The 18,077-nt window shown below is 65.5% G+C and carries 13 protein-coding genes and 4 tRNA genes; all 17 read right to left on the bottom strand.

Annotated features, from left to right (window positions below; all coding sequences use genetic code 11):
- Positions 1 to 162: 162 nt before the first annotated feature.
- The gene (gene rpoC, locus DCD74_RS01505) at positions 163 to 4,422 is read right to left on the bottom strand and encodes a DNA-directed RNA polymerase subunit beta' (protein WP_112925761.1); all 4,260 of its coding nucleotides are present in this window, start codon (positions 4,420 to 4,422) and stop codon (positions 163 to 165) included.
- 85 nt (positions 4,423 to 4,507) lie between these two features.
- Positions 4,508 to 8,680: a DNA-directed RNA polymerase subunit beta gene (rpoB, locus tag DCD74_RS01500; protein ID WP_112925760.1), complete on the bottom strand. Its 4,173-nt coding sequence runs from the start codon at positions 8,678 to 8,680 to the stop codon at positions 4,508 to 4,510.
- Positions 8,681 to 8,950: 270 nt separating this feature from the next.
- Positions 8,951 to 9,322 (bottom strand): 50S ribosomal protein L7/L12, encoded by a 372-nt coding sequence (gene rplL / locus DCD74_RS01495; RefSeq protein WP_112925759.1) that lies wholly within the window; start codon positions 9,320 to 9,322, stop codon positions 8,951 to 8,953.
- A 51-nt stretch (positions 9,323 to 9,373) separates the two neighbouring features.
- The gene (rplJ, locus tag DCD74_RS01490) at positions 9,374 to 9,916 is read right to left on the bottom strand and encodes a 50S ribosomal protein L10 (protein ID WP_112925758.1); all 543 of its coding nucleotides are present in this window, start codon (positions 9,914 to 9,916) and stop codon (positions 9,374 to 9,376) included.
- 395 nt (positions 9,917 to 10,311) lie between these two features.
- Positions 10,312 to 11,010: a 50S ribosomal protein L1 gene (gene rplA, locus DCD74_RS01485; protein WP_112925757.1), complete on the bottom strand. Its 699-nt coding sequence runs from the start codon at positions 11,008 to 11,010 to the stop codon at positions 10,312 to 10,314.
- A gap of 4 nt (positions 11,011 to 11,014) precedes the next feature.
- Complete coding sequence (rplK, locus tag DCD74_RS01480) at positions 11,015 to 11,443, bottom strand: 50S ribosomal protein L11 (protein ID WP_112925756.1); 429 nt, start codon at positions 11,441 to 11,443, stop codon at positions 11,015 to 11,017.
- A 108-nt stretch (positions 11,444 to 11,551) separates the two neighbouring features.
- Positions 11,552 to 12,163 (bottom strand): transcription termination/antitermination protein NusG, encoded by a 612-nt coding sequence (nusG, locus tag DCD74_RS01475; protein WP_112927607.1) that lies wholly within the window; start codon positions 12,161 to 12,163, stop codon positions 11,552 to 11,554.
- Positions 12,164 to 12,168: 5 nt separating this feature from the next.
- Positions 12,169 to 12,549, bottom strand: a complete 381-nt coding sequence (gene secE, locus DCD74_RS01470; RefSeq protein WP_112925755.1) for a preprotein translocase subunit SecE — start codon at positions 12,547 to 12,549, stop codon at positions 12,169 to 12,171.
- A gap of 39 nt (positions 12,550 to 12,588) precedes the next feature.
- A tRNA-Trp gene (locus DCD74_RS01465) sits at positions 12,589 to 12,664 on the bottom strand.
- 114 nt (positions 12,665 to 12,778) lie between these two features.
- Positions 12,779 to 13,969: an elongation factor Tu gene (tuf, locus tag DCD74_RS01460; RefSeq protein WP_112925754.1), complete on the bottom strand. Its 1,191-nt coding sequence runs from the start codon at positions 13,967 to 13,969 to the stop codon at positions 12,779 to 12,781.
- Positions 13,970 to 14,009: 40 nt separating this feature from the next.
- A tRNA-Thr gene (locus DCD74_RS01455) sits at positions 14,010 to 14,085 on the bottom strand.
- Positions 14,086 to 14,118: 33 nt separating this feature from the next.
- Positions 14,119 to 14,192 (bottom strand) — tRNA-Gly (locus tag DCD74_RS01450).
- A gap of 32 nt (positions 14,193 to 14,224) precedes the next feature.
- Positions 14,225 to 14,310, bottom strand: a tRNA-Tyr gene (locus DCD74_RS01445).
- Between the two features lie 84 nt (positions 14,311 to 14,394).
- A complete protein-coding gene (locus DCD74_RS01440; RefSeq protein ID WP_112925753.1) occupies positions 14,395 to 15,462 on the bottom strand; it encodes an isoaspartyl peptidase/L-asparaginase family protein in 1,068 nt (355 codons plus the stop codon).
- A 93-nt stretch (positions 15,463 to 15,555) separates the two neighbouring features.
- On the bottom strand, positions 15,556 to 16,647 hold the full coding sequence (gene ychF / locus DCD74_RS01435; RefSeq protein WP_112925752.1) for a redox-regulated ATPase YchF: 1,092 nt from the start codon (positions 16,645 to 16,647) through the stop codon (positions 15,556 to 15,558).
- A 52-nt stretch (positions 16,648 to 16,699) separates the two neighbouring features.
- Positions 16,700 to 17,278, bottom strand: a complete 579-nt coding sequence (pth, locus tag DCD74_RS01430; protein ID WP_112927606.1) for an aminoacyl-tRNA hydrolase — start codon at positions 17,276 to 17,278, stop codon at positions 16,700 to 16,702.
- Positions 17,279 to 17,329: 51 nt separating this feature from the next.
- The gene (locus DCD74_RS01425) at positions 17,330 to 18,016 is read right to left on the bottom strand and encodes a 50S ribosomal protein L25/general stress protein Ctc (protein ID WP_112925751.1); all 687 of its coding nucleotides are present in this window, start codon (positions 18,014 to 18,016) and stop codon (positions 17,330 to 17,332) included.
- Positions 18,017 to 18,077 lie beyond the last annotated feature (61 nt).

The following is an 18,077-nucleotide window of genomic DNA, read 5'->3' as shown; positions in this document are numbered from 1 at the left end:
TGACCTGCCCACCATGCGTCCCCGCTCGTCCATGTGCCGAATACGAAGGACTTCCTGTCCTTCCTTTCGGGTTCTGGGTGACCCTGGGGCCACCGAATTCGGGATTCTAGCCGATCTCCCGGCGCCCGGCAAGCTGCCGGGCGCGGGAGGCCGGAAGGCGGATCACTCCGCCCCGGTCTCGTTGCCGGCGGTGTCGGCACCGTCGGCTTCGATCATTACCATTTCCACCGGCAGTTCCGCCGGCTCGGCGGCCTGCGGGGTTTCCGCGGACAGCACGGCCATGTCGGCGGCGGTCAGGCCGGCGGCATTGCGGCGGCGCTGCGCGTGGTAGGCCAGGCCGGTACCGGCCGGGATCAGGCGGCCGACGATCACGTTTTCCTTCAGGCCACGCAGGCTGTCACGGGTGCCGCGGACGGCCGCTTCGGTCAGCACGCGGGTGGTCTCCTGGAAGGAGGCCGCGGAGATGAACGACTCGGTCGCCAGCGACGCCTTGGTGATGCCCAGCAGCACCGGCTGGAAGCGCGCCGGCAGTTCGTTGCGGCCTTCATGCTTGACGTTGTCCTCGATGACGCGCTGGCGCTCGGCCTGCTCGCCGTTGAGGTAGCGGGAATCGCCGCCGTCGGTGATCTCGACCTTGCGCAGCATCTGGCGGACGATCACCTCGATGTGCTTGTCGTTGATCTTCACGCCCTGCAGGCGGTAGACGTCCTGGATTTCCTTGGTCAGGTAAGCGGCCAGTTCCTCGACACCCTTCAGGCGCAGGATGTCCTGCGGGTTCGGCTCGCCGTCCACCACGGTCTCGCCCTTCTCGACGTGCTCGCCTTCGAACACGATGACCTGGCGGTACTTCGGGATCAACTCTTCGTGATCGACGCCATCCGGCCCCTTGATGATCAGGCGCTGCTTGCCCTTGGTGTCCTTGCCGAAGCTGACGATGCCGGAGATCTCGGCGAGGATCGCCGGGTCCTTCGGCTTGCGGGCTTCGAACAGATCGGCCACGCGCGGCAGACCACCGGTGATGTCGCGGGTCTTCGACGCTTCCTGCGGAATCTTGGCGACCACGTCACCCACGCCGACGGCAGCGCCGTCCTGCAGGTTGACGATGGAGCGCGGCGGCAGCAGGTACTGCGCCGGCAGGTCGGTGCCCGGGATGGTGAGGTCCTTGCCGTTCTTGTCGACGATGCGCACCAGCGGGCGCAGGTCCTTGCCCTGCGAGCCGCGACGCTTCGGATCGGTGATCTCGCGCGAGGCGAGGCCGGTCAGTTCGTCGGTCTTCTCGATGACGGTGACGCCGTCGATGAAGTCGTAGAAGCGCACGAAGCCCGCCACTTCCGAGACGATCGGGTGGTTATGCGGATCCCAGTTGGCGATGACCTGGCCGGCCTTGATCGAGGCCAGGTCCTTGACGTTGATCATCGCGCCGTAGGGCAGCTTGTAGCGCTCGCGCTCGCGGCCATGGTCGTCCAGCACCGAGATTTCGCCCGAACGCGAGACCGCGACGATGCCGCCGCTCTCGTGCGAGACCGACTTCAGGTTGTTGAACTTCACCGAGCCGGTGGTCTTGACCGTGATGTTGTCGATGGCGGCGGCACGCGACGCGGCACCACCGATGTGGAAGGTACGCATCGTCAGCTGGGTACCCGGCTCACCGATGGACTGCGCGGCGACCACGCCGACCGCCTCGCCCATGTTGACCAGGTGGCCGCGGCCGAGGTCACGGCCGTAGCAGTGCGCGCACACGCCGAACGGCGCCTCACAGGTGATCGTCGAGCGGACCTGGATGGTCTGCACGCCGGCGTCCTCGAGCTTCTGCACCCAGGCTTCGTCGAGCAGCGTGTTGCGGGTGACGATCGGATCCTCGTCGTTGCCCGGCAGGAACACGTCCTCGGCCACCACGCGGCCCAGCACGCGGTCGCGCAGCGGCTCGACCACATCGCCGCCTTCGACGATCGGGGTCATGGTGAGGCCGTTGTAGGTGCCGCAGTCGGTGTCGGTGATGACCACGTCCTGCGCCACGTCCACCAGGCGGCGGGTCAGGTAACCCGAGTTCGCCGTCTTCAGCGCGGTATCCGCGAGGCCCTTACGGGCGCCGTGGGTCGAGATGAAGTACTGGAGGACGTTCAGGCCTTCGCGGAAGTTCGCGGTGATCGGGGTCTCGATGATCGAGCCGTCCGGCTTGGCCATCAGGCCGCGCATGCCGGCCAGCTGGCGGATCTGCGCCTGCGAACCACGCGCGCCCGAGTCGGCCATGATGTAGATCGAGTTCATCGACTTCTGGTCGATGGTCTCGCCCTTGGCGTTCTCGACCTTCTCGGTGCCGATGGTGTCCATCATCGCCTTGGCCACGCGCTCGTTGGTGCGCGACCAGATGTCGACCACCTTGTTGTAGCGCTCGCCGCCGGTCACAAGACCGCTCTGGTACTGCTGCTGGATCTCCAGCACCTCAGCTTCGGCTTCCTCGAGGATGCCGGCCTTTTCCTGCGGGATGATCATGTCGTCGATGCCGATCGACACGCCCGCACGGGTGGCGTAGGAGAAGCCGGTGTACATCAGCTGGTCGGCGAACACGACCGTGTCCTTCAGGCCCAGCTCGCGGTAGCAGGTGTTAATGAGGCGGCTGATCGCCTTCTTGTTCAACTCGGTGTTGACCAAGGAGTACGACAGACCCTTCGGCAGGATGTCGGCCAGCAGCGCGCGGCCCACGGTGGTATCGACCACCGAGGTCTTGGCGGTGCGCTCGCCGTCGTCGTTCAGCACGTACTCGGTGATGCGCACCTTGACCTTGGCGTGCAACTCGACCACGCGGTTGTCGTAGGCGCGCTTCACTTCGGATACGTTGGCGAAGGCCATGCCCTCGCCCGCCTTGTTCTCCAGCGCGCGGGTCATGTAGTACAGGCCCAGCACCACGTCCTGCGACGGCACGATGATCGGCTCGCCGTTGGCCGGCGACAGGATGTTGTTGGTCGACATCATCAGCGCGCGCGCTTCCAGCTGGGCTTCCAGCGAGAGCGGCACGTGGACGGCCATCTGGTCACCGTCGAAGTCGGCGTTGAACGCGGTGCAGACCAGCGGATGCAGCTGGATCGCCTTGCCTTCGATCAGCACCGGCTCGAACGCCTGGATGCCGAGGCGGTGCAGGGTCGGCGCACGGTTCAGCATCACCGGGTGTTCGCGGATCACTTCTTCCAGGATGTCCCAGACTTCCGCCTCTTCGCGCTCCACCAGCTTCTTCGCGGCCTTGATCGTCGTGGCCAGGCCACGGCGCTGCAGCTTGGCGAAGATGAAGGGCTTGAACAGTTCAAGCGCCATCTTCTTCGGCAGGCCGCACTGGTGCAGCTTGAGGTACGGGCCGACCACGATGACCGAACGGCCCGAGTAGTCGACGCGCTTGCCGAGCAGGTTCTGGCGGAAGCGGCCCTGCTTGCCCTTGATCATGTCGGCCAGCGACTTGAGGGCGCGCTTGTTGGTGCCGGTGATGGCGCGGCCACGGCGGCCGTTGTCCATCAGCGCATCGACCGATTCCTGCAGCATGCGCTTCTCGTTGCGCACGATGATGTCCGGCGCGGCCAGCTCAAGCAGGCGGCGCAGGCGGTTGTTGCGGTTGATGACGCGGCGGTACAGGTCGTTGAGATCGGAGGTCGCGAAGCGGCCGCCATCCAGCGGGACCAGTGGGCGCAGGTCCGGCGGCAGCACCGGCAGCACGGTCATGATCATCCACTCCGGGCGGTTGCCGGAGTCGAGGAAGGCCTCGACCAGCTTGATGCGCTTGGTGAGGCGCTTGAGCTTGGTCTCGGAACCGGTGGAGGCGATCTCCTCCTTCAGCTTGACCATCTCGGCCTGCAGGTCGATGTCGCGCAGCAGGTCGAACACGGCCTCGGCGCCCATCGCGGCCTCGAAGTCGTCGCCGTGTTCCTGGCGAGCCTGCATGTACTGCTCTTCGTTGAGCAGCTGGCCTGCTTCGAGCGGGGTCAGGCCCGGCTCGGTGACGACGTAGGCTTCGAAGTACAGGATGCGCTCGATGTCACGCAGCGTCATGTCCAGCATCAGGCCGATGCGCGAGGGCAGCGACTTGAGGAACCAGATGTGCGCGACCGGCGCGGCCAGGTCGATGTGGCCCATGCGCTCGCGGCGCACCTTGGCCAGGGTGACTTCGGTGCCGCACTTCTCGCAGACCACGCCGCGGTGCTTCATGCGCTTGTACTTGCCGCACAGGCACTCGTAGTCCTTGATCGGGCCGAAGATGGCCGAGCAGAACAGGCCGTCACGTTCCGGCTTGAAGGTGCGGTAGTTGATGGTTTCCGGCTTCTTGACTTCGCCGAAGGACCAGGAGCGGATCATGTCCGGCGAGGCGAGCGCGATCTTGATCGCGTCGAAGTCCGGCACGGCGCGCTGCTGGTTGAACAGGTTGAGCAAGTCTTTCATTTCATGTCTCCGCGGAGTCTGGTGAGATCACTGGGTCGTTGCGAAGGCGGGCGCGGTTTCAAGGCCGCGCCACGCCATCGATGGCTCAGTGTTCTTCCAGCTCCATGTTGATGCCGAGCGAGCGGATTTCCTTGACCAGCACGTTGAAGGACTCCGGCATGCCCGCGACCATGTCGTAATCGCCATCCACGATGTTCTTGTACATCTGGTTGCGACCCTGCACGTCGTCGGACTTGACGGTGAGCATTTCCTGCAGCGTGTAGGCGGCGCCGTAGGCTTCCAGCGCCCAGACCTCCATTTCGCCGAAGCGCTGGCCACCGAACTGCGCCTTGCCGCCCAGCGGCTGCTGGGTGACGAGCGAGTACGGGCCGGTGGAACGCGCGTGCATCTTGTCGTCCACCAGGTGGTTCAGCTTCAGCATGTGCATGTAGCCGACGGTCGTCTTGCGGTCGAAGGCTTCGCCGGTGCGGCCGTCATACAGCTGCGCCTGGCCGCTGGTCGGCAGGTCGGCCAGGGCGAGCATCGCCTTGATCTCGGACTCCGCCGCGCCATCGAACACCGGGGTGGCCATCGGCACGCCGTCGGTCAGGTTGCCGGCCAGCGTCAGCAGTTCCTCATCGCTGAACTGCGACAGGTCGACGCGGACTTCGCCCAGTGCCTTGGCATCGTGGTTGTAGATCTGGTCGAGGAAGTCGCGCAGGTCCTTCACCTTGGCCTTGGCATCGAGCATCGCCTGGATCTTGCGCCCCAGGCCCTTCGCCGCGAGGCCCAGGTGGACTTCGAGGATCTGGCCGATGTTCATACGCGACGGCACGCCCAGCGGGTTCAGCACGATGTCGACGGTCTGGCCGTCGGCCATGTACGGCATGTCTTCCACCGGCACGATGTTGGACACCACGCCCTTGTTGCCGTGGCGGCCGGCCATCTTGTCGCCCGGCTGGATGCGGCGCTTCACGGCGAGGAACACCTTCACCATCTTCAGCACGCCCGGGGCAAGGTCGTCGCCCTGCGCGATCTTGGAGCGCTTGTCCTCGAAGCGACGCTCGAATTCCTTCTCGTGCAGCGCGATCTGCTTCTGCGCGCGGTCGATGGCCTCGGCGGCGTCCTCGTCCTTCATGTTGAAGTGGAACCAGTCACGCGGACGCGCCTGGTCGAGCACCAGCGACGTCACGGTCTCGCCCTTCTTCAGGCCGCCACCGCCGTTCGCGGTCTTGCCGATCAGCTGGCTGCGCAGGCGCGCGAAGATCGCGGCCTCGAGGATCATGCGCTGGTCGTCGAAGTCCTTCTTGACGCGGCGGACTTCCTCTTCCTGGATCTTCACCGCGCGCTTGTCCTTCTCCACGCCATCGCGGGTGAAGACCTGCACGTCGATGACCACGCCGTCCATGCCCGGCGGCACGCGCAGCGAGCTGTCCTTCACGTCGGATGCCTTCTCGCCGAAGATCGCGCGGAGCAGCTTCTCTTCCGGCGTCAGCTGGGCCTCGCCCTTCGGCGTGACCTTGCCGACCAGGATGTCGCCGGCACGCACTTCGGCGCCGATGTAGACCACGCCGGATTCGTCGAGGCGGTTGAGCGCATGCTCGGACACGTTCGGGATGTCGGCGGAGATTTCCTCGGCACCCAGCTTGGTGTCGCGCGCCTGCACGGTCAGCTCTTCGATGTGGATCGTGGTGTAACGATCCTCTTCCACCACGCGCTCGGAGAGCAAGATGGAGTCTTCGAAGTTGTAGCCGTTCCACGGCATGAACGCGACCAGCATGTTCTGGCCGAGCGCCAGTTCACCGATGTCGGTCGAGGGACCGTCGGCCAGCACGTCGCCCGCCGCCACCACGTCGCCCACGTTCACCAGCGGATTCTGGTTGATGCAGGTGTTCTGGTTGGAACGGGTGTACTTGACCAGGTTGTAGATGTCGACGCCGGCGTCGGTCTCGCCCTCGATCTCGTTCTCGTTCGCCTTGACCACGATGCGGGCCGCGTCGATCTGCTCGATCACGCCGCCACGACGGGCATTCACCGTCACGCCCGAGTCGCGCGCCACGGCGCGCTCGATGCCGGTGCCGACCAGCGGCTTCTGGCTGCGCAGCGTCGGCACGGCCTGGCGCTGCATGTTGGCGCCCATCAATGCGCGGTTGGCGTCATCGTGCTCCAGGAACGGCACCAGCGCCGCCGCGACCGACACGGTCTGCATCGGCGACACGTCCATGAAGTCGACTTCGCTCGGCGGACGCAGCTGGGTGTCACCCTGGTAGCGGCAGTTGACGAACTCGCTGGTCAGCTTGCCCTTGGTGTCCTGCGCCGCGTTGGCCTGGGCGATGACGTACTCGTTCTCTTCGATCGCCGACAGGTACTCGATCTGGTCGGTGACCTTGCCATCCACCACCTTGCGGTACGGCGTCTCCAGGAAGCCGTAGCTGTTGGTGCGGGCGAACACGGCCAGCGAGTTGATCAGGCCGATGTTCGGGCCTTCCGGCGTCTCGATGGTGCAGACGCGGCCGTAATGGGTCGGGTGCACGTCGCGCACTTCGAAGCCGGCGCGCTCGCGGGTCAGGCCGCCCGGGCCCAGTGCCGAGACGCGACGCTTGTGCGTCACTTCCGACAGCGGGTTGTTCTGGTCCATGAACTGCGACAGCTGCGAGGAACCGAAGAACTCCTTCATCGCGGCCGCGACCGGCTTGGCGTTGATCAGGTCCTGCGGCGTTAGGCCATCGGCCTCGGCCATGGTCAGGCGCTCGCGCACGGCGCGCTCGACGCGCACCAGGCCGACGCGGAAGGTGTTCTCGGCCATTTCACCGACCGAACGCACGCGACGGTTGCCCAAGTGGTCGATGTCGTCCACCACGCCACGGCCGTTGCGGATCTCGCTCAGCACGCGGATGACGTCGAGGATGTCCGAACCCTGGCCATTGGCCTCGACCAGGCGCTTGGACTCGTCGTCGCCGCGCTCGCCCAGGTACTTGTGGTCGTAGAGTACCGGCGCGCCGGTGACTTCCTTGCGGCCCAGGCGGCGGTTGAACTTCATCCGGCCCACGCTCGACAGGTCGTAGCGCTCGAAGGTGAAGAACAGGTTGTGGAAGAGGTTCTGCGCGGCGTCCTTGGTCGGCGGCTCGCCGGGACGCATCATGCGGTAGATCTCGACCAGCGCTTCGAGCTGGGTCCGCGTGTTGTCCACGCGCAGCGTGTTCGACAGGTACGGGCCACGGTCGAGGTCGTTCACCCACAGCGTGCCGACGTTGGCGATGCCCGCCTTGCGCAGCTTGCCGAGCATGTCCTCGGTGATCTCGTCGTTGGCCGAAGCCAGCAGCTCGCCGGTGGTCGGGTCGATGACGTCATGCGAGAGGATGCGGCCCACGATGTAGCTGTCCGGCACGGCCAGGGCTTCTATGCCCGACTGTTCCAGCTGCTTGACGTGGCGCGCGGTGATGCGCTTGCCGGCCTCCACGATGACCTTGTCGCCATCGGCCAGGTCGAATTCCAGCGTCTCGCCGCGCAGTCGCTCGGCGACCAGCTCCAGCTGCACGCCTTCCGACGGATCGATGTGGAAGGTGTTGATCTCGAAGAACTCGTTGAGCATCTCCTCGTTGGAGTAGCCCAGCGCACGCAGCAGCACCGAGACCGGCAGCTTGCGGCGGCGGTCGATACGGGTGTAGAGCGCGTCCTTCGGGTCGAACTCGAAGTCCAGCCACGAGCCGCGGTAGGGGATGATGCGGGCACTGTAGAGCAGCTTGCCCGAGCTGTGGGTCTTGCCACGGTCGTGGTCGAAGAACACGCCCGGCGAACGGTGCAGCTGCGAGACGATGACGCGCTCGGTGCCGTTGACGATAAAGGTGCCGTTGTCGGTCATGAGCGGCACTTCGCCCATGTAGACCTCCTGCTCCTTCACGTACTTCACGGCCTTGCTGGAGGACTCGCGGTCATAGATCACCAGGCGCACGGTCACGCGCAGCGGGGCGCCGTAGCTCAGGCCGCGGTTGCGGCACTCGCGCTCGTCGAACACCGGCTGGCCCAGCGTGTAGCCGACGTATTCCAGCGCGGCGTAGCCGTTGTAGCTGGTGATCGGGAACACGGACTTGAGCGCGGCGTGCAGGCCCTTGTCCTCGCGGTGGTTCATGGCCTTGTCGGCCTGCAGGAACTCGCGGTAGGAATCGACCTGGATCGCCAGCAGGAACGGGACTTCGAGAATCGACTTGCGCTTGCCGAAGTTCTTGCGGACGCGCTTCTTCTCGGTGAACGTGTATTGCGTGGTGGGCGCGGTGGCCATGAGAGCGGTACCTCGTGTGTCAGTGGGGCGGCGTGGGGCCGCCGGATGACCGGATCTGCCGTCCGGGGGACGGGAACCGACAGTGGGAAGTCGCTGGTATTGCCGGCACCAGCACGCCCTCTCCCGCTACTTCCGACTGTCGACTCGATATTGCTTTTCGGGTGGAACGCGGCGATGGAAAAACCACCGGCCGTTGAAACGGCCAAAGGCCGGGGGCTTCCGCCCCCAGCCTCAGGTCCTCGCCGATGTCTCGCGGCGAGGCTGCAGCACTTACTTCAGTTCGACCTGGGCGCCAGCGGCTTCCAGATCCTTCTTCATCTTCTCGGCGTCTTCCTTCGAAGCGCCTTCCTTCACGGTCTGCGGAGCGCCTTCGACCAGGTCCTTGGCTTCCTTCAGGCCCAGGCCGGTGATGGCACGCACGGCCTTGATGACCTCGACCTTCTTGTCGCCGGCAGCCTTCAGGATGACGTTGAACTCGGTCTGCTCTTCGACCGGGCCAGCGGCGGCGGCCGGGCCGGCAACCATGACCGGGGCGGCGGCGGTGACGCCGAACTTCTCTTCGATGGCCTTGACCAGCTCCATCACTTCCATCAGCGACTTGGTGGCGATCGCGTCGACGATCTGTTCGTTGGTGAGAGACATGGGATTACCTCTAGTAGTTTGTTATGGGTTGGATTCGAAACTGTCGGGCGATCAGGCCGGTTCGGCCTGGGCTTCGCCTTCGGCAGGTGCAGCGGCGGCTTCGCCACCCCCCTGCTGGTCGGCCACGGCCTTGACCACGCGGGCGAACATCGTCGCCGGCTCGGCCAGGACGCGTGCCAGCATGCCGAGCGCCTGCTCGAGCGTCGGCAGCGAGGCCAACACTTCGACATGCGCCGGGCCGTATTGCTGGCCTTCGACCACCACCAGTTTCGGTTGCAGCTTGTCGTTGCCCTTGGCGAACTCCTTGATCAGGCGACCGGCGGCGCCGGGCTCCTCGGTCGAGAACGCATACAGAAGGGGACCGACCATCGAGTCTTGGGCGACTGCGAAATCGGTGCCTTCCACGGCGCGCGCGGCCAGCGTGTTCTTGACGACTTTCAAGTACACGCCGGTTTCGCGGGCCTTCTTGCGCATCGCGGTCATCTGTTCGACCGTGGTGCCTGCGTATTCGGCTGCGATCAGGGAGTGCGCCTTGCCGGCGATTTCCGCCACTTCGGCAACGACGTCTTTCTTTTGGTTCAGATTCAGAGCCATAAGCACTCCTGTTGGGATTTCCACCGGCCGCTCCAGCGACTGGCGGGACTTGGCGATACCTTCCGTGGTACCGGGGATGACAACCATCCCGTGGTGCGCTTCTGAACCGGGGCAACAACAACCCGTGGAAACTTCCAGAAGGGCGACCATCTGCGCAGGTGGCTCTTGCGAGCTTGATTAAGCAGCCCCGCTTCCATCGACGGCGATTCCCTGCCATGCCGAGCTTCCGTGCCCGTCGTCGGTGTGCGCCGACCGCGCCTGCGGTCTTTGATGGCTCCGCGTCGCTTGCACGACGTGGCGCCTTCAAAATCGTCGATGGCGATGCGCTGCCATCGAACAAGAAACTGCCCGGCGGACCGGGCGATGCACCGCGCGGATGCGCGGCGCGGTATCGCTTACTTCAGGGCCAGCGAGGACTGGTCGACCGTGACGCCCGGACCCATGGTCGAGCTGATCGAGATCTTCTGCAGGTAGGTGCCCTTGGCGGTGGCCGGCTTGGCCTTGACCAGGTCCAGCAGCAGCGCGGTCAGGTTTTCCTTCAGCTTGTCGGCGTCGAAGTCGGCCTTGCCGATGGTGCAGTGGATGATGCCGGCCTTGTCGGTGCGGTAGCGCACCTGGCCGCCCTTGGCATTCTTCACCGCTTCGCCCGGGTTCGGGGAGACGGTGCCGACCTTCGGGTTCGGCATCAGGCCGCGCGGACCGAGCACGGTGCCGAGCTTGCCGACGACGCGCATCGCGTCCGGGGTGGCGATGACCACGTCGTAGTTCAGGTCGCCGGCCTGCATCTTCTCGGCCAGGTCGTCCATGCCAACGGCATCGGCGCCGGCGGCCAGCGCCTCGTCCGCCTTCGCGCCGGCCGGCACGAACACCGCGACGCGCACGCTCTTGCCGGTGCCCTGCGGCAGCACGGTGGAGCCGCGCACCTGCTGGTCCGACTTGCGCGCATCGACGCCCAGGCGGACGGCGACGTCCACGGCTTCGACGAACTTGGTCTTGCTGTTGTCCTTGACGATCTTCAGCGCATCGTCGATGGCGTAGGCCTTGCCCGCTTCGACGGCGGCGGCGATTGCCTTGTTTCGCTTGCTCAGTGCCATGATCTCAGCCCTCCACCGTCAGGCCCATCGAACGGGCGCTGCCCGCGATGGTCTTCACTGCTGCGTCCAGATCGGCCGCGGTCAGATCGGGTTCTTTCGCCTTCGCGATTTCTTCCAGCTGCGCGCGCGTGACCTTGCCCACCTTCTCGGTGTTCGGACGCTTGGAGCCGGACTGGATGCCCACGGCCTTCTTCAGCAGGATGGTCGCCGGCGGCGTCTTGGTGATGAAGGTGAAGGTGCGGTCGGAATAGGCGGTGATCACGGTCGGAATCGGCAGGCCCGGTTCCAGCTTCTGCGTGGCGGCGTTGAACGCCTTGCAGAATTCCATGATGTTCAGGCCGCGCTGGCCCAGGGCCGGACCGACCGGCGGCGAGGGGTTGGCCTGACCGGCCTTCACCTGCAGCTTGATGTAGCCAACAACTTTCTTTGCCACGATGTTTTCTCCTCGGGTACCGACGTCTGCACGCCTCGCGGCTGCGGGACTCCCCGTCTGGTTGAATCAGGAAGCCGTTGCCGGATGGCGCGGGCTTCCGCTTGTTGGTCAGGCCTTCTCGACCTGGCCGAATTCCAGCTCCACCGGGGTGGAGCGACCGAAGATGAGCACCGCCACGCGGACGCGGCTCTTCTCGTAGTTGACTTCCTCGACCACGCCGTTGAAGTCGTTGAACGGGCCGTCGGTGACGCGCACCATCTCGCCCGGCTCGAACAGCACCTTCGGACGCGGCTTCTCGACGCCGTCCTGGACGCGCTGCAGGATGGTGTCGGCCTCGCGGTCGGTGATCGGCAACGGCTTGTCGGCGGTGCCGCCGATGAAGCCCATCACCCGCGGCGTCTCCTTGATGAGATGCCAGGACTCGTTGTCGATGCGCGGGATGCCGGCTTCGTCGTGGGTCACGATCTGCACCAGCACGTAGCCCGGAAAGAACTTGCGCTCGCTGCGGCGTTTCTGGCCGGCGCGCATCTCCACCACTTCCTCGGTCGGCACGATCACGTCGCCGAAGCGGTCCTGCATCTCCATCCGCGCGATGCGGTCACGCAGCGCCTGCGCCACGGACTTCTCGAAGCCCGAATAGGCATGCACCACGTACCAGCGCTTGTTGTCGATCTGGTTTTCGGTCGAACTCGCTTCCACGATGTTTCCTTCTTCCTGCATCGGCATCACCGCCACAGCAGCTTGGTCAGCGACGAGATCACCAGATCGAAGCCGCCCAGCAGCAGGCTGATGATCACCACCACCAGCATCACGATCCAGGTGGTGCGCATGGTTTCCTGGCGCGTCGGCCAGACCACCTTGCGCAGCTCGAAACGGGTCTCGGAGAAGAACTCGCGCAGCTGCGGGCCCTTGCTCGAGGTCATGAAGGCCACGGCGCCCAGCACCAGACCGCCGATCACCGCCGCCACGCGCATCCAGGTGGCCCACTCGCCCTGGAACCAGTAGAACGCGAACACGCCGCCCGCCACCAGCAGGCCGGCGATCACGAATTTGGCGATGTCACCACCGGAGGTGGTGCGCTTGGCTGGAACGGTCCTGCTGTTCACGGGTCGCTTGATTCCTGTGCCCCGACCGCCAGGGCCGGATGGCACGCCAGGAGGGACTCGAACCCCCAACCTGCGGTTTTGGAGACCGCTGCTCTGCCAATTGAGCTACTGGCGTACGGATTGAAATGGCCCGACGAATCGGGTTTTCCGAAAAAGGCGACGGCGGCTCGCGCCGCCCTGCCCTGATCCGACCCTCTCCCGTTGCCGGAAGAGGGCTCGATGGATCGTCTTACTTGATGATCTTCGCCACCACGCCGGCGCCGACCGTACGGCCGCCTTCGCGGATCGCGAAGCGCAGGCCTTCGTCCATCGCCACCGGGTTGATCAGGCTGACCGTCATCTTGATGTTGTCGCCCGGCATGACCATCTCCACGCCTTCCGGCAGGGTCACCGCACCCGTGATGTCGGTCGTGCGGAAGTAGAACTGCGGACGGTAGCCCTTGAAGAACGGCGTGTGACGGCCGCCTTCGTCCTTCGACAGCACATACACCTCGGCTTCGAAGTCGGTGTGCGGGTTGATCGAACCCGGCTTGCACAGCACCTGGCCGCGCTCGACGTCGTCACGCTTGGTGCCGCGCAGCAGCAGACCGGCGTTGTCGCCTGCCTGACCCTGGTCCAGCAGCTTGCGGAACATTTCAACGCCGGTGACGGTCGTCTTCTGGGTCGGGCGGATACCGACGATTTCGATTTCCTCGCCCACCTTGATCACGCCGCGCTCGATACGGCCGGTCACCACGGTGCCGCGGCCCGAGATCGAGAACACGTCTTCCACCGGCATCAGGAACGGCTTGTCGATATCACGCTCCGGCTCCGGGATGAAGGTGTCGAGGGCTTCGACCAGCTTCAGGATCGCCGGCACGCCGATTTCGCTCTGGTCGCCTTCCAGCGCCAGACGGGCCGAGCCGTGGATGATCGGGGTGTCGTCGCCCGGGAAGTCGTACTTCGACAGCAGTTCACGGACTTCCATCTCGACCAGCTCGAGCAGCTCGGCGTCGTCGACCATGTCGGCCTTGTTCAGGAACACCACGATGTGCGGCACGCCGACCTGGCGCGACAGCAGGATGTGTTCGCGGGTCTGCGGCATCGGACCGTCGGCGGCCGAGCACACCAGGATCGCGCCGTCCATCTGCGCGGCACCCGTGATCATGTTCTTCACGTAGTCGGCGTGACCCGGGCAATCGACGTGCGCGTAGTGGCGCGTCGGGCTTTCATACTCGACGTGCGCCGTCGAGATCGTGATGCCGCGCGCCTTCTCTTCCGGCGCCGCGTCGATCGACGAGTAATCCTTGAATTCACCACCGAAACGCTCGGCGCCCACCTTCGTCAGCGCTGCGGTCAGCGTGGTCTTGCCGTGGTCAACGTGACCAATCGTGCCCACGTTCACGTGGGGCTTGGTGCGCTCGAACTTGCCCTTTGCCATGATTTTTCTCGGTTCTGGATTGCGGTGGTGGTACTTGAAATGGTGCTCACGAATGGAATCGAACCATCGACCTCCTCCTTACCAAGGAGGTGCTCTACCGACTGAGCTACGTGAGCGGAACTTCTACTGCTTCAAGGGGCGGCGTTCAGTGGAGCGGGAGACGGGAATCGAACCCGCACTAGTAGCTTGGAAGGCTACAGTTCTACCATTGAACTACTCCCGCACCGGGAAGCCGTTCGCCGCTTGACTGCTTGATGGTGGAGGGAGGTGGATTCGAACCACCGAAGGCGTGAGCCAGCAGATTTACAGTCTGCCCCCGTTGGCCGCTTGGGTATCCCTCCGCCGAAACCGTCAGGCGGTGAAACAGCCCGTTATTCTGCAGGCCGTTTCCGGGCATGTCAACGTCCTGAATGCATCAATCGCATTCAGTGCGGCGGGGTCGCCCCCGCCCCGGACTTCAGGGCCACGACATCGCCCTCCAGGGCCTCATCGGCGTACAGCGCGACATGCGGCTGGCCGGCGGCATCGATCCAGCCACGGTACATGCCTTCGGTATTGAACGGGAAGGCGAAATCGCCGTTGGCGGTCATCACGATGGCCCCGCCATCGCCACCCAGACGCGGGATTTCACCGTTCACCACCGCCGCCGCGGCCGTCGCCGCCGACTCCTTCAGGAATTCGACCCGGGCACAAACGGTGCGGGCGGCGGCACTGCGGATGTAGAACTCACCCCAGCCGGTGCCGGAGAAGGCACAACCCGCATCGGCCCAGGTACCGGCGCCGATGACCGGGCTGTCACCGACCCGGTTCCAGCGCTTGTTGCTCATGCCGCCGGTGGAGGTGCCGGCGGCCAGGCGGCCACCCGCATCCAGCGCCACGGCGCCGACGGTGCCGGTGTATTTGAGGTATTCGGGTTCGCTGGATGCCTGCTTCGGCGTGGGGCGCAGCGCCTTCTGGAGCTGGTTCCAGCGCTTTTCGGTGCGGAAGTAGGACGGCGGCACCGGCTTGAAGCCCTGCCCGCGCGCGAAGGCCTCCGCGCCGCGCCCGACTAGCATCACGTGCGGCGATTTCTCCATGACCGCACGGGCCAGCAGGATCGGGTTGCGCACGGTCTGCACGCCGGCGACCGCGCCGGCACGCCGGGTGGCGCCGTCCATGATCGAGGCATCCAGCTCGTTGCGGCCTTCGTGGGTGAACACCGCTCCCTTGCCGGCGTTGAAGTAGGGACTGTCCTCCAGCACGGTGATCGCGGCGGTCACCGCATCCAGCGCGGGCTTGCCGGCCTGCAGCTCGGCATGGCCGCGACGCAGCGCGGTTTCCAGCGCGGCCCGCACGCCGGCCTCGTCATCGGGCGACATGCCGCGGCGGATGACGCCGGCCCCGCCATGGATGACCAGCACCGGCCTGGCGCCGTTCGCCACGGGTTCGGCGGCCTGCGCGGAGGGCGCGGCGAACAGGGCAGCGAATACGCCGAGGGCGATGAGACTGCGCATCCTGATGACTCCAGCCGGAAAACCCCGATTGTAGGAAAGCGAAAGGCCGGCGCGTGAGCACCGGCCTTCGACATCCCGCACACCCGTGGAAAATCAGACGTTAAAGCGGAAATGCAGTACGTCGCCTTCGGCCACGCGGTATTCCTTGCCTTCCAGGCGCAAGCGACCGGCTTCCTTGCAGCCGGCTTCGCCCTTGTACTTGATGAAGTCGTCGTAGGCCATGGTTTCGGCGCGGATGAAGCCCTTCTCGAAATCGGTATGGATGACGCCCGCGGCCTGCGGCGCGGTGGCGCCCTTCCTGACCGTCCACGCGCGCACTTCCTTGACGCCGGCGGTGAAGTAGGTCTGCAGGCCGAGCAGCGCATAGGCCGCGCGGATCACGCGGTTCAAGCCGGGCTCGTCCAGGCCGAGATCGGCGAGGAAGGTGTCACGGTCCTCGTCTTCGAGCTGCGAGAGTTCTTCCTCGATGGCGGCGGACACCGGCACCACCTGCGAGCCTTCGGCTTCGGCGCGGGCACGCACGGCGTCGAGGTGCGGGTTGTTCTCGAAGCCGTCCTCCAGCACGTTGGCGACGTACATCACCGGCTTGCTGGTCAGCAGGAACAGGTCGCGGATCGCGACCTTGTCGTCATCGGACAGGCCCAGCGCACGCACCGGCTTGCCTTCATCCAGCCCCGCGCGCACGCGGCCCAGCACTTCGGCCTTCGCCTTCGCTTCCTTGTCGCCGCTCTTGGCGCTGCGTTCGGCGCGCTGCAGCGCCTTCTCCACCGATTCCAGATCGGCCAGCGCCAGTTCGGTGTCGATGGTCTCGATGTCGGCGATCGGGTCGACCTTGTTGTTGACGTGGATGACATCGGCGTTCTCGAAGCAGCGCACGACGTGCGCGATGGCGTCCACCTCGCGGATGTGCGCCAGAAACTTGTTGCCGAGGCCTTCGCCCTTGGCCGCGCCGGCGACGAGGCCGGCGATGTCGACGAATTCGACGGCGGTCGGGATCACCTTCTCCGGCTTGACGATTTCCGACAGCGCAGCGAGGCGCGGGTCCGGCACCGGCACCACGCCGACGTTCGGCTCGATGGTGCAGAAGGGGAAGTTGGCGGCGGCGATGCCGGCCTTGGTGAGCGCGTTGAAAAGCGTGGATTTGCCGACGTTCGGCAGGCCCACGATGCCGCATTGGATGGCCATGTGTCGCTCCGTTCGCCGCCCGTGGGCAGCGGTGTGAATCATTCGCCCTGGATCAGGGATTCGTGTTGAGGCGCTTCTGCGCCTCGTTGAAATTGTTGTCGGCGATCAGCGGCAGCGCCGCGATTGCATCGTCGATGGCGCGTGCGATCAGCACGTCGTCTTCCGCGTTCGCGCGGCCCAGCACCCAGCCGGTCACGCGGTCCTTGTGGCCGGGGTGGCCGATGCCGACCCGCAGCCGGCCGAACTTGCCGTGGCCGAGCAGCTTCATGGTGTCGCGCAGGCCGTTCTGGCCGCCGTGGCCGCCATCGAATTTGAGCCGCGCCACGCCGGGCGGCAGGTCCAGTTCGTCGTGGGCGATCAGCATCTCTTCCGGCTCGATCTTCCAGAACCGCAGCGCGGCCGTCACCGACTTGCCCGACAGGTTCATGAAGGTGGCCGGCTTGAGCAGCCAGACATCGCGGCCGCCGATCGACACCCGTGCGACCTCGCCGAACAGCTTGGATTCCACGCGCCAGCGCTCGACGGCCTTCGCCGCGAGTTCATCCACAAAACGAAAACCCGCGTTGTGGCGGGTCTTCGCGTGTTCGGGTCCGGGGTTGCCCAGCCCGACGATGAGGCGCAGTGCGTGCATCGGCTGGAAGGGCGAAGCGGCCACATCGGCCACCCCGCCCATCCGGGGCGATTACTCGCCCTTGGCCTCGCCTTCGCCCTCGCCTTCCGGCGCGGCTTCGGCCTGGTCGGCAGCAGCTTCAGCACCTTCGTCGGCGACCGGGGCTTCCTCGACCTCTTCCTTGACGAAGCGCGCCACGGCCACGGCCGGGTTGTGCTCGTCGCTGACCGGGTGGGCCAGTTCCACGCCCTTCGGCAGCTTGACGTCGGACAGGTGCACGGTGTCACCGGCCTCGATCTTGCCGAGGTCGATTTCGATGAACTCCGGCAGGTCCTTCGGCAGGCAGACGATGGCGAGGTCGTTCAGCTCGCTGGTCACCGACACGTCGGCGGCCTTGCCGGCCGGCGATTCGTCGATGTTGACGAAGTGCAGCGGCACGTTGACGTGGATCTTCTCGCCCGCCTTAACGCGCTGGAAGTCCAGGTGCATGATGATCTGCTTGTACGGATGGCGCTGCATGTCGCGCAGCAGGACCTGCTGCACCTTGCCGTCCACCGACAGGTTGATGATCGAGGAATAGAACCAGTCGTTCTGCTGCGCCAGCCAGGTGGGTTCCTGCTCAAGCTCGATGCTCACCGGATCGGCGCCACCGCCGTAGACCACGGCCGGCAGGCGGCCCGCACGACGCAGGCGGCGGCTCGCACCCTTCCCCTCGTCCTTGCGGCCGTATGCCGTCAGTTTGTGTTCGTTGTTAGCCATTTCTCTACTCACTTTCATTGATGAAAACCGCATCGCTGCGGTGGTGTGACTTCCCCGCGAC

Origin of the sequence: Lysobacter oculi, assembly GCF_003293695.1 — a bacterium.
GTDB lineage: Bacteria > Pseudomonadota > Gammaproteobacteria > Xanthomonadales > Xanthomonadaceae > Solilutibacter > Solilutibacter oculi.
This window is presented reverse-complemented; position numbering and strand designations above follow the sequence as displayed.

Excerpts from the sequence above, each read along its gene's own strand:
- rpoC (WP_112925761.1), bottom strand. The coding sequence starts at position 4,422 with ATGAAAGACTTGCTCAACCTGTTCAACCAGCAGCGCGCCGTGCCGGAC.
- rpoB (WP_112925760.1), bottom strand. The coding sequence starts at position 8,680 with ATGGCCACCGCGCCCACCACGCAATACACGTTCACCGAGAAGAAGCGC.
- rplL (WP_112925759.1), bottom strand. The coding sequence starts at position 9,322 with ATGTCTCTCACCAACGAACAGATCGTCGACGCGATCGCCACCAAGTCG.
- rplJ (WP_112925758.1), bottom strand. The coding sequence starts at position 9,916 with ATGGCTCTGAATCTGAACCAAAAGAAAGACGTCGTTGCCGAAGTGGCG.
- rplA (WP_112925757.1), bottom strand. The coding sequence starts at position 11,010 with ATGGCACTGAGCAAGCGAAACAAGGCAATCGCCGCCGCCGTCGAAGCG.
- nusG (WP_112927607.1), bottom strand. The coding sequence starts at position 12,163 with ATGCAGGAAGAAGGAAACATCGTGGAAGCGAGTTCGACCGAAAACCAG.
- tuf (WP_112925754.1), bottom strand. The coding sequence starts at position 13,969 with ATGGCAAAGGGCAAGTTCGAGCGCACCAAGCCCCACGTGAACGTGGGC.
- DCD74_RS01440 (WP_112925753.1), bottom strand. The coding sequence starts at position 15,462 with ATGCGCAGTCTCATCGCCCTCGGCGTATTCGCTGCCCTGTTCGCCGCG.
- ychF (WP_112925752.1), bottom strand. The coding sequence starts at position 16,647 with ATGGCCATCCAATGCGGCATCGTGGGCCTGCCGAACGTCGGCAAATCC.
- pth (WP_112927606.1), bottom strand. The coding sequence starts at position 17,278 with ATGCACGCACTGCGCCTCATCGTCGGGCTGGGCAACCCCGGACCCGAA.
- DCD74_RS01425 (WP_112925751.1), bottom strand. The coding sequence starts at position 18,016 with ATGGCTAACAACGAACACAAACTGACGGCATACGGCCGCAAGGACGAG.